Raw genomic sequence first — 11684 nt, 5'->3', positions numbered from 1 at the left:
ACAAATTTCGTAAATGTTATTAGATTTTTTGAAATAAAGATAGTAGTTTTTATATGAAAATAGAAAAAACACATGCTGTTCTTCCTTAAAAATTTATTGATATAAAAAAACGGATTAGCCACTACCAATCCGTTTTAAATAACACTATTCATTATTTTTTCAACAAGAGTACAACTGACTCGCCAGCCACGACCTCGCCAGACATTTTATCCATACTATTAATTTCATCCATATTTGAAATTACCAGCGGAGTTAATACTGATTTTGCCTTTGCTTCCAACGAAGCCAAATCAAATTCAATAATTGTTTCACCACGTTTTACTTGTTGACCTTCCTGAACAATACGAGTAAAACCTTCACCTTTCAATTCTACTGTATCAATACCAAAGTGAACAAATAACTCAACGCCATCTTTGGACTCTATTGAAAATGCATGGTTAGTTTCAAATATTCTACCGATTACTCCATCTACAGGTGCAACAATCTTATTCCCCGTAGGACGAATTGCTATGCCATCACCTACTATTTTCTCAGAGAAAACCACATCCGGTACATCCTCAATATTTACAATTGTACCTGATATAGGTGCATAAATTTCAACATCAATAGATTTGCTTTCCTTTGAACCAAATAATTTATCAAAAAAAGCCATTTAAACTTTCTCCTACTCATGAATAATTGCACTATTCTAGCGTAATTTTTTATCAAATGATATTAATTAAGTGCTTTTTCCACTAAAAAATCATTAACTAAGCTCAAAATACCTGCCGCAGTTGGTTGCTGTAATGCTTGCTCAGCAAGTAATTTAGCATCCTGATAATTCACATTGCGAATCAATTTTTTAATACGAGGTATCGAAATTGCACTCATACTAAATTCATCTAATCCCATACCTAACAATAACAATGTGGCATTTTCATCGCCTGCTAACTCACCGCACATTCCAGTCCATTTACCTTCCTCATGAGATGCATCTATCACATGCTTAATTAAGTTTAATACAGCCGGTGTCATCGGATTGTATAAATGTGAAATTAATTCATTCCCACGATCAACCGCTAAAGTATATTGGGTTAAATCATTCGTCCCGATACTAAAAAAATCGACTTCTTTTGCTAAAAATTTTGCATTTATTGCTGCCGCCGGTGTTTCAACCATTACCCCAACTTGAAGATTCTCATCAAAAGCCTTACCCTCATCACGTAATTCTTGTTTCAAACTTTCAATCACAGATTTCAATTCTCGAATTTCTTCAACAGAAATAATCATCGGGAACATAACAGCTAATTTACCAAAAGCTGACGCACGCAATACTGCACGTAATTGAGCATGTAAAATTTCACGACGATCCATACCAATTCGAATCGCACGCCACCCTAAGAAAGGATTCATTTCTTTAGGTAAATTCAAATACGGTAAATCTTTATCTCCACCAATATCCATTGTACGTAACACAACTAAACGACCATTCATTGCTTCAACAACTTCTTTATAAGCAATAAATTGTTCTTCTTCTGTTGGTAACTGATCACGATCCATAAATAAGAATTCTGTCCGATATAATCCGACGCCTTCAGCACCATTACGATCAGCCCCCTCACAATCACGAATAGTGCCAATATTAGCTACCACATCTACTTGATGTCCGTCTAAAGTCAATGCTGGCAAATCTTTCAATTTAGCTAATTCCGCTTTTTCTTCGGCTAATTGTCGTTCTAAAGCTTTCAAACGCTCAATTTCTTCTTGTGTCGGATTAACATAAATCGCATTATTAACCGCATCAAGAACGAGATAATCACCGGTATTGACTTTTGAAGTGATATCATTGGTTCCTACAATAGCCGGCAATTCAAGAGAACGAGCCATAATAGAAGTATGTGATGTTCGCCCACCAATGTCTGTAATGAAGCCTAATACTTTATCCAAATTTAATTGTGCTGTTTCAGAAGGGGTTAAATCATAAGCAACCAAAATAGCCTCTTCATTAATATCCCCTAAATCAACGATTTTCATACCTAAAATATTTTTAATCAAACGATTACCAATATCACGAATGTCTCCGGCACGCTCTTGTAGGTATTCATCGTCAATTTCAGACAACATAGCAACTTGTTGATCAATAATCTTACTTGCAGCAACGCCTGCATTGACCTTATTTGAACGTAAGTAATCTAAAATTTCTTCTTCCAGTTCTTCATCTTCAAGGATCATTAAATGTCCTTCAAAAATTGCAGCTTTTTCCTCACCTAAAGAGACTAAAGCACAATCTTTAATCGCAATCAATTGCTCTATAGCTGCCGTACGCCCGCTATAAAAACGAGCAACTTCAATGTCTATTTGCTCATCTTTTATTTTTTGCGTATCAAGAACAATCTTTTCTTCTTTAAGCACCAGTGCCTTACCAAATACAATACCTGGTGATGCTGTAATACCTGAAATCATATTAACCTTCCAAAATAATTTTAAATTACAATACGCTAAATAACACAATAGCCATAAACTTATTATTTATGAAAACATTAAGTTATGGCTAATAAATATATTGATTATTCTAGAGTAGGAATTAATGCAACTAAGTGTTCAACCGCTTTTTGTTCATCTTCACCATCAGCAGAAATCGTAATAACTGTACCTTGAGTCAATCCCAAGGTTTGTAACTTAAATAGACTCTTTGCACTAGCACTTTTGCCCGCTGAAGTTACTGTAATATCAGAAACGAACGCTTTGGCTTCTTTTACAAACTGTGCAGCTGGACGAGTGTGTAAACCATTTGGTGCAGTAATTTCAACATCTTTTGAGTACATAACTGTATCCTCTTAATTTAAATCATTCTACATGTAGTATCCTAACGCTTCAAAAACAATTCGTTAGTGTCAGTTCATATTTATTTTAAATAAAAAAATAAATCGGACGCATAGTATCAAGTTTCAAATCAGAATAATCAAGGTAAACCACATTAAAATTTGAACTACATCACAAAAAAAGCTCCAAGTTGTTTATTAAGTATACAAAATATCTTCTTTAACTTAATTCGCCGATATAAAATGCCGTTGAGATTTAGTTTCGGACAAACTTGTAATTAGTCTATGATAATTTTCAAAACGTAAAGGATCGATTTTTCCTTCTTTCACTGCAAGCTGAATAGCACACCCCGGATCATGCAAATGTTTACAGTCTCGAAACTTACAAGTTCCCAAAAAATACTGAAATTCTCGGTAACCGTTCGTGATTTGATCTCGCTCTAAATGCCACAAACCAAACTCTCTAATACCGGGAGAATCTATCAAATTTCCTCCTTGTGATAAGTGATATAGACGAGAAGATGTTGTGGTATGCTGACCTAGACCAGATACTTGACTGAGCTTACCAGTTTGTGCATTCACTTCAGGCAAAATATAATTAATTAAACTTGATTTACCCACACCTGATTGCCCAACAAAAATAGACGTTCCCTCAGACAAAAGTGCGGTTAGCTTATCCATATTTTCACCGCTCTTGGCAGAGATTAATAACGTTTCATAACCTATTTTCTGATAAATTTCGAGTTGTAAGCTAACTTCTGTTCGAGCTTCACTACTCAATAAATCTGCTTTATTTACAACAATAACGGCAGGAATATTCGAACTTTCACAAACAACTAAATAACGATCAATAATATTGAGAGATAAATTTGGTAATACGGCGGAAACAATAATAATTCGATCAATATTAGCCGCAATCGATTTTAAGCCATCATAATAATCTGGGCGTACAATCTGATTATGTCGTGGTTGAACCGCTTCAATGACCCCTCTTACACCTTGTAGTTGTGTCTTTCCTTTACGCCAAACAACACGATCGCCCACAACGACACTTTTCAATGTACGGCGTAAATTACAACGAACAATTTCACCTTGTTCATTTTCTACATCAGCATGAACAGCATATCTTGTCACAACCGTTCCATCTTGAAAATCACCAAGCATATCATCTTGCCAATCAATATCTGATTTGTGCCGATGTTGATTACGATGTAATGTTTTTGCATTATTAGATTGAATTCGACGTTGTTGATTTTGGGTTAATTTACGTTTGCTCAAAGAGAAATCCTTAAAGTGCGGTCATTTTTCAGTTAGAATATAAGAAATTTTGTATAGGATACTCTTATTATGCAATTAGATAAACAAAATCTTATTTGGATTGATTTGGAAATGACAGGCTTAGATCCTGATAAAGAACGGATTATTGAAATCGCAACAATTGTAACAGATAAAGATCTCAATATTTTAGCTGAAGGTCCTGTTTTAGCCATTCATCAATCAAACGAACTTCTCAATAACATGAATGAATGGTGCGTGAAAACTCATACATCTAACGGCTTAATCGAACGGGTAAAAAACAGCAAATTAACAGAACGGGCTGCAGAATTACAAACCTTGGATTTTCTAAAAAAATGGGTTCCTAAAGGTGTTTCTCCTATTTGTGGAAACAGTGTAGCTCAAGACAAACGTTTTTTAGTCAACTATATGCCTGAATTAGCTGAATACTTTCACTATCGTCATTTAGATGTAAGCACACTAAAAGAACTCGCATCAAGATGGAAACCTGAAATTCTAAATAGCTTTGAAAAAAAGAACACACATTTGGCGTTAGATGATATTCGTGAATCCATTGCTGAATTAGCTCATTATAGGAATACCTTTATTAACTTAACAACCAAATAATTCAACCAATAATCAAGCAAGGTTGCGTTTTTTTTAAATTTTAACCTTGCTTCTTAGTAAAATATTTGTATAATACGCTCCGTTCTTCAGGAATAAGCGGGAATAGCTCAGTTGGTAGAGCACGACCTTGCCAAGGTCGGGGTCGCGAGTTCGAGCCTCGTTTCCCGCTCCAAATCATAATAACCGATATAAAGTTCCCTGTTCATACTCCAATATGCCTTTTTCCATTCAAAATCTACATGTCTCATAATTATGCAATCCATACATATGATGAACACTAGCTCCGCTATTATTAAATAGCATAAATAATTTCTATAATCTTCAGGGCTTTTGATTGAAAAATCTTTTTCAAAATTCTTAATTTGAGTGATATTACATTTGACGAATGGGTTAGTTCGTTAAAAAATTGAATTGTTCACGCTGTTTATCATATATCTCCGTAAATTAAAAGTTAATGGTTAAATCTGTTATTACTTTTTAATTGATTACCCCCTCTTGGCATTGATCAAAAATTTTGGCTTCTGTTTGAGAGAGTTCCCCCAGTATTATCCTAAATTATCCTAAAATTTTATAGCAGTACTCATGCAGCTTGATAATAGTATGCTAACAATTAAGAAATGAACCATTTTTTCAGGCATATTCCCTTATTGATTACTCGGTAAATCCAAACTAGTCGAGAAGGGTTCTCTGTATTTACCTGAAAATAGGTTGATAGCAAAAAACAGAGAACGAGGGCAAGCATCCACCCTACCACAAGGCTAAGCTGTCCATTCAAAACTATCTATTGCGTGTTTAAATTTTGGATCTTCTTTTAGAATGTAACTTTTATTTTTTCTACAACCATCAACGACTAACTTCACGATTTAAGTACAAATACAAGCAATTTCTTTGAATATAAACTCACAATTGTTAAAAGAATGAATTGGATACTGGAGGGAAAAATTATTTAATTAACGCCAAATAATAGGTGTTCGAATTTCATCTTCAAACTATATAGCTACTATAATCTGACCGCACTTTATAAAGCGTAAAGTGCGGTCATTTTTTAACTATTCTATTCTTTCACCATGGCAACTTAAATCCAAACCTTGACGTTCTTCATCTCGCTCCACTCGTAACCCTACGGTTTTGTCAATTATTTTTAATAAAACAAAACTACCTGAGGCACTAAAAATGATAGTAATTAATACACTCTCAATTTGTGTCCAAAGTGTGGTTTCGGTGGCTGAAATATCAGGAGATACGAATATGCCTGTCAACACCGCTCCGACAATCCCGCCTAAACCGTGAATACCAAACGCATCGAGCGTATCATCGTATCGAAACCAATATTTGAGTTTCATTACACCGACAAAACAGACCGCACTTGTTATCATACCTATGAATAAAGCACTTTGTACCGATACAAAACCAGCAGCGGGCGTAATACCAACCAACCCTGCTACCGCTCCTGATGCCAAACCCAACGCAGACGGCTTGTGTTTACAAAATACTTCGACTAATATCCAAGTTAATGCTCCGACCGAGGCTGAAATCTGAGTAGTTGCTAATGCCATACCCGCTCTTGCATCAGCAGCAAGTGCCGAACCCGCATTAAACCCAAACCAACCAATCTGCAACATTGCCGTACCTATAAGAGTTAATACTAAATTGTGCGGCATCATCACTTCATGTCTGTAACCGACCCGTTTACCAATGACAATTGCAGCGACTAATCCTGCTACACCTGCATTAATATGAATAACGGTACCACCGGCATAATCCAATACCCCATCATTTACTAACCAACCACCTATTCCCCATACCCAATGTGCGGTAGGAACATAAATCAAAAGTGACCATAATCCAACAAATAACAATAATGCCGAAAATTTCATACGCTCTACAGTCGCACCTGTAATGATCGCTCCGGCAATAATGGCAAAGGTCATTTGAAAAATCATAAAAACAGATTCCGGAATCGTTCCAGCTCCAGGATAAACAGTAAGCATTTTCTGTTCAGTAAACACATTTAAACCTTGCAGAAAAAAACGATCCATTCCGCCAATAAAAGCATTATTTGGTGTAAATGAAAGACTATAACCGAAACACAACCAAATAACGGCTATCAAACCGCTTACCGCAAAACTTTGTGCCATTGTCGACAGCACATTCTTTTTACGAACCATTCCCCCATAAAATAATGCCAAACCTGGGATAGTCATAAATAAAACCAAGATTGCAGATATCATCACCCATGCAGTATCTCCGGAGGAGATATCCGAAATCGGCTTAATCCAATCAGATAACTCAGCAATGCTTGATGAAGAAAAAGAAAGTAATAATCCGAGTAAAATAAATTTTTTCATAATAACCACATCAATAAAATAAAAAATCAAAAGACGCCACGACCTGTTTCATGCGTATAAAAGTTCGCTTAATAGCAACATCGTATTCAGTACTTTGCTTTTCAGGATTTAACCTTCCATATTAAAGCATTAAGATAATATCATTAAATTAAATTTATCAAAATAACAATTATTAAAAATTATATTCATTAAACTTGATATTTATTAAATTTTTATTTAAAGATAAAGAGAGAATTTTAATATAAAACAAATTCTAAAAATATAAAAAGACTACTCAGTAGTTTGTTGTTTTGCATTTAATCATAAAAATCTGCCTCTAATCAGTTGGTTATTCCGTCCAACTTTTAGAGGCAGCTCACTTCAATATCTAAAATAGTTCTTTAAAATAAGGTCTAAAAGAACAGTATCTGTCTAAATCATTAGATAGATCACTATAAAAGAATTATCTCTATTTTTTATAACGCTTGAAAACCAAGCAGGCATTGGTTCCACCAAAACCAAAACTATTCGACATCACGGTTTCGAGTCCCGCATTCTCTTTTGTTTCAGTCACAATATTCATACCGACCGCCTGTTCATCTAAAGTTTCAATATTAATGCTGGGTGCAATAAAATCATGTTCTAACATCAATAAGCTATAAATCGCTTCATGAGCACCTGCCGCACCTAGTGAATGCCCCGTCATTGACTTCGTAGAAGAAATGGCAGGTTTTTGATCAGCAAATACGTTGCGAATGGCACCTAACTCTTTTACATCACCTACAGGTGTAGAAGTACCATGCACGTTAATATAATCAATTGGCGTATATACTGTTGCCAGTGCTTGCTTCATACAACGCTCCGCACCTTCACCACTCGGTGCAACCATATCGTATCCATCAGATGTAGCACCATAGCCAACGATTTCCGCATAAATTTTAGCTCCACGAGCTAAAGCATGTTCTAATTCTTCAACAACGACTACCGCACCGCCACCGGCAATCACAAATCCGTCACGATGAGCGTCATAAGCACGTGAAGCTTTCTCAGGCGTTTCATTGTATTTAGTTGAAACCGCTCCCATTGCATCAAATTCAGTTGCACATTCCCAAGATAACTCTTCCGCTCCACCGGCAAAAACCACATCCTGCTTACCTAATTGAATTAATTCTACGGCATGTCCAATACAATGTGCAGAAGTAGCACAAGCAGAACTAATCGAATAATTCACGCCACGGATTTTATAAGGCGTTGCTAAGCAAGCCGATACACTAGATGCCATCGTTTTAGTTACTGCATAAGGTCCAATAGCTTTAACGCCTCTTGGACCCCTTACAGCATCACAAGCAACCATTTGGTTATGACCGGATCCTGTTCCCGCTCCGATGACAAGTCCGGTACGATCATTGGAAACTTGATCTTCCGTCAATCCAGCATCTTCGATGGCCTCTTTCATTGAGAGATAAGCATAAGCAGCAGCATCTCCCATAAAACGGAAAATTTTGCGTTCAATTAATTCAGCAGGGTTTAATTTAATTGTTCCCGCTATATGACTACGCATGCCCATCTTGACAAAATCCGGCATCACTTCAATACCTGATTTCCCTTTTTTTAAAGCTTCTAACACTTCTTGTTTATTATTACCAATACTAGAAATAATACCAAAACCTGTAACCACGGCTCTTCTCATAGAAACATTCCTTTACGTTAAAGAATAAAATAATCGGTCGCCAACTTACTATAAAATGAAAATATTTCAAGTCTTTCTTCGAATGTTCGACCAGTGAAAAAATTTTCGCTATTATAGCAAAAATCATGAATGCAACAAAAAAATTAGCTATATTATGTTTACAGTTACGCCCGCCAAAATTTACCTGAATCAAGAAAAAACACCGGTATCAGAACAATTTAATGACGTTTATTTTTCCAACCAAGACGGTTTAGCAGAAAGCGAATACGTATTTCAGCAAGGTAATCATTTATGGGAACGCTGGATTGTCTATCAAGAAAAACATTTTGTCATTGCAGAAACAGGATTTGGTACAGGTTTAAATTTTCTTGCCGTAACAAGTTTATTTCGCCAATTTCGGCAACAATATTCTCATTCCCCACTTAAACATCTATTTTTTATTTCCTTTGAGAAATACCCTCTTCCCAAAGTTCAACTACAACAAATTCATCAATTTTACCCACAATTTTCTGCTTTATCACAACAATTATGCGATTATTGCTTAGAGGCGATACAAGGTTGTCAGCGTTTTCATTTTGCTGAAACAACATTGGATTTATGGTTTGGTGATATTGCCGATAATTTGCCCCAACTGGGTGATTATATGCAAAATCGCATTGATGCTTGGTTTTTAGATGGTTTCTCACCCAGTAAAAATCCACAAATGTGGAATGATGAACTCTATCAACAGATGTTCTATTACAGCAAGCCACAAGGAACATTTTCCACATTTACCGCTGCAAGTGCGGTCAGAAAAGGATTAGTTTCTGCCGGATTCGAAGTACAAAAACGAAAAGGTTACGGCAAAAAGCGGGAATGTTTATGTGGTATTAAAAACGCTATTCCACAACAAAATGCAAAATCCCCTTGGTACTTAAGTCAGCCCGCCTCATTACTTTCTGAAGACATTGCAATTATCGGAGGCGGAATCGCTTCACTTTTCACCGCACTTTCACTATTAAAAAGGGGGGCAAAAATCACTCTTTATTGTGAAGATGAGCAACTTGCCCTCAATGCCTCCGGTAACAAACAAGGTGCTTTTTATCCTCAATTAAGTGATGACGATGATCGCAACATTCGTTTTTATGTTCATGCCTTTTTCTATGCTTTACAACAATTGCAGTGGGCAATTAAACAAGGTATAGAATTTGAACATGAATTTTGTGGTGTAGCACTTTGTGCTTACGATCACAAAAGTGCGGTTAAATTGGCAAAAATTTCTTCTTATCAATGGTCAAAAAGCTTGTATCAGAATTTAAATAAAGAGCAGTTAAGTGAAAAAATAGGGCTTCCTTTAGATTGTGCAGGAGGTTTTATTCCGCAGGGAGCTTGGCTTGCTCCACGTCAATTTGTGCAAAATACTTTCTCTTACTTACAACAACTTGGATTAGAGATCAAAACCTCACAAAAAATTACCGCACTTGACTACCGAAATTTACAATGGGTTTTAACCAATGAACAAAATGAAACCTTTAATCATCAAGTTGTTGTACTCGCCAATGGTTATCAAATTACAGATTTTGTGCAAACAGCTAAACTTCCTCTTTATCCCGTACGAGGTCAAGTCAGCCAAATTCCGACCAGTGAAAATTTACTGAAACTTAAATCCGTACTTTGTTACGATGGCTATTTAACTCCGGCGGATAAAATGAAACAGAGTCATTGCCTTGGTGCAAGTCATATTCGCAATAACAAAGATCGCCATTTTAGCTATCAAGAACAACTGGAAAATCAGCAAAAAATTCAACAAAATCTAGCTTCTACCGATACGGATAAAAACATGGATTGGTTGCAGGATATTGATATATCAGCCAATATAGCTAGAATAGGTGTTCGTTGTTCAGTGCGTGATCGTGTGCCGATTATGGGGAATGTACCTCATTTTGAGCAACAATGTTTAGACTACCGAAACATCTTCAATTTACGTCGTCGTAAACAGCCTATTCCTGATGCAGCACAATGGAAAAATTTATATCTCATCGGTGCGTTAGGCTCAAGAGGGTTAACTTCAGCCGCTTTATTAGGTGAAACCCTTGCCTCTCTGATTTATGCAGAACCACTCCCTTTGAGCGAAGATATTCTACATAATCTCAGCCCAAATCGCAGTTGGATACGTAAGTTATTAAAAGGAACTGAAATTAAATAAAATTTAATTGGATGGATAACAATATGAATAATCTTGAACTGGAGCAACTTATCAACCAAAAACTCAATAGTGCCAATATATCCGATTATGCACCCAACGGTTTACAAATTGAAGGAAAATCCAATGTGCAAAAAATTATTACCGGTGTAACCGCAAGCCAGGCGTTAATTGATTATGCCGTTGCACAACAAGCTGATGCAATTTTGGTTCATCATGGCTATTTCTGGAAAAATGAAAATCCTTGCATCCGAGGGATGAAAGGTAAACGCATTAAAACCTTGTTGCAAAATGACATCAATATGTATGGATATCATCTACCGTTAGATACACACGCAGAGTTGGGTAACAATACACAACTTGCGAAGTTATTAGGTATTGAAAATTTACGCCCATTAGAAAATGGTAGTTTCAGTATTCCTGTTTATGGTGATTTAGTTGAGACGGTAAGCGGTGAAGAATTGGCTCAACGCATTGAAAAAGCATTAGGGCGTAAACCCTTATTTTGTGGTGAAAATGCACCGCACTTAATCCGAACTGTCGGTATTTGTACCGGCGGCGGGCAAGGTTATATTGATTTGGCTGCAACAAAAGGATTAGATGCTTTTATTACCGGCGAAGTATCGGAACAAACGATCCATTCAGCCAGAGAACAAGGCATTCATTTTTTTGCCGCCGGTCATCACGCAACGGAGCGTTATGGTATTAAGGCCTTAGGCGAATGGCTAGCTCAAGAATACGGTTTTGAAGTTGAATTTAAAGATATTGATAATCCAGCTTAA

At 36.3% G+C, this 11684-nt stretch carries 9 protein-coding genes and 1 tRNA gene; 4 read left to right on the top strand and 6 right to left on the bottom strand.

Going from position 1 to position 11684, the window contains the following annotated elements; genetic code table 11:
- Positions 1-151 precede the first annotated feature (151 nt).
- The 4 genes from crr to rsgA form a co-directional block, all read right to left on the bottom strand.
- Complete coding sequence (crr, locus tag HNR69_RS05550; protein ID WP_011609251.1) at positions 152-652, bottom strand: PTS glucose transporter subunit IIA; 501 nt, start codon at positions 650-652, stop codon at positions 152-154.
- 62 nt (positions 653-714) lie between these two features.
- Complete coding sequence (ptsI, locus tag HNR69_RS05545) at positions 715-2442, bottom strand: phosphoenolpyruvate-protein phosphotransferase PtsI (protein WP_075293470.1); 1728 nt, start codon at positions 2440-2442, stop codon at positions 715-717.
- A 104-nt stretch (positions 2443-2546) separates the two neighbouring features.
- Positions 2547-2804 carry a phosphocarrier protein Hpr gene (gene ptsH / locus HNR69_RS05540; RefSeq protein WP_011609253.1) on the bottom strand — a complete coding sequence of 86 codons (258 nt, stop codon included), beginning with the start codon at positions 2802-2804 and terminating at the stop codon, positions 2547-2549.
- A 222-nt stretch (positions 2805-3026) separates the two neighbouring features.
- A complete protein-coding gene (gene rsgA / locus HNR69_RS05535; protein WP_075293471.1) occupies positions 3027-4079 on the bottom strand; it encodes a small ribosomal subunit biogenesis GTPase RsgA in 1053 nt (350 codons plus the stop codon).
- 69 nt (positions 4080-4148) lie between these two features.
- Here rsgA and orn point away from each other — a divergent pair, with 69 nt between their 5' ends.
- Together orn and HNR69_RS05525 are read left to right on the top strand one after the other, a co-directional pair.
- Positions 4149-4703 carry an oligoribonuclease gene (gene orn, locus HNR69_RS05530; protein ID WP_075293472.1) on the top strand — a complete coding sequence of 185 codons (555 nt, stop codon included), beginning with the start codon at positions 4149-4151 and terminating at the stop codon, positions 4701-4703.
- 96 nt (positions 4704-4799) lie between these two features.
- Positions 4800-4875 (top strand) — tRNA-Gly (locus tag HNR69_RS05525).
- An 877-nt stretch (positions 4876-5752) separates the two neighbouring features.
- Here HNR69_RS05525 and HNR69_RS05520 read toward each other — a convergent pair.
- The gene (locus tag HNR69_RS05520) at positions 5753-7051 is read right to left on the bottom strand and encodes an ammonium transporter (RefSeq protein ID WP_011609256.1); all 1299 of its coding nucleotides are present in this window, start codon (positions 7049-7051) and stop codon (positions 5753-5755) included.
- A 448-nt stretch (positions 7052-7499) separates the two neighbouring features.
- Positions 7500-8720, bottom strand: coding sequence for a beta-ketoacyl-ACP synthase I (fabB, locus tag HNR69_RS05515; protein WP_135026475.1), 1221 nt, complete (start codon positions 8718-8720; stop codon positions 7500-7502).
- A 154-nt stretch (positions 8721-8874) separates the two neighbouring features.
- Here fabB and mnmC point away from each other — a divergent pair, with 154 nt between their 5' ends.
- A complete protein-coding gene (gene mnmC / locus HNR69_RS05510) occupies positions 8875-10905 on the top strand; it encodes a bifunctional tRNA (5-methylaminomethyl-2-thiouridine)(34)-methyltransferase MnmC2/FAD-dependent 5-carboxymethylaminomethyl-2-thiouridine(34) oxidoreductase MnmC1 (protein WP_075293474.1) in 2031 nt (676 codons plus the stop codon).
- 23 nt (positions 10906-10928) lie between these two features.
- Complete coding sequence (locus tag HNR69_RS05505) at positions 10929-11684, top strand: Nif3-like dinuclear metal center hexameric protein (protein ID WP_041605273.1); 756 nt, start codon at positions 10929-10931, stop codon at positions 11682-11684.

It is taken from the genome of Histophilus somni, from assembly GCF_014202395.1.
GTDB classification, from domain to species: domain Bacteria; phylum Pseudomonadota; class Gammaproteobacteria; order Enterobacterales; family Pasteurellaceae; genus Histophilus; species Histophilus somni.
Note: the sequence above shows the minus strand (reverse complement) of the source record. Positions and strands in the feature narration are given on the sequence as shown.

Bases quoted from the DNA above. Each gene is read 5' to 3' on its own strand.
- mnmC (WP_075293474.1), top strand. From the start codon at position 8,875: ATGTTTACAGTTACGCCCGCCAAAATTTACCTGAATCAAGAAAAAACA.
- HNR69_RS05505 (WP_041605273.1), top strand. From the start codon at position 10,929: ATGAATAATCTTGAACTGGAGCAACTTATCAACCAAAAACTCAATAGT.
- crr (WP_011609251.1), bottom strand. From the start codon at position 652: ATGGCTTTTTTTGATAAATTATTTGGTTCAAAGGAAAGCAAATCTATT.
- fabB (WP_135026475.1), bottom strand. From the start codon at position 8,720: ATGAGAAGAGCCGTGGTTACAGGTTTTGGTATTATTTCTAGTATTGGT.
- HNR69_RS05520 (WP_011609256.1), bottom strand. From the start codon at position 7,051: ATGAAAAAATTTATTTTACTCGGATTATTACTTTCTTTTTCTTCATCA.
- orn (WP_075293472.1), top strand. From the start codon at position 4,149: ATGCAATTAGATAAACAAAATCTTATTTGGATTGATTTGGAAATGACA.
- ptsH (WP_011609253.1), bottom strand. From the start codon at position 2,804: ATGTACTCAAAAGATGTTGAAATTACTGCACCAAATGGTTTACACACT.
- ptsI (WP_075293470.1), bottom strand. From the start codon at position 2,442: ATGATTTCAGGTATTACAGCATCACCAGGTATTGTATTTGGTAAGGCA.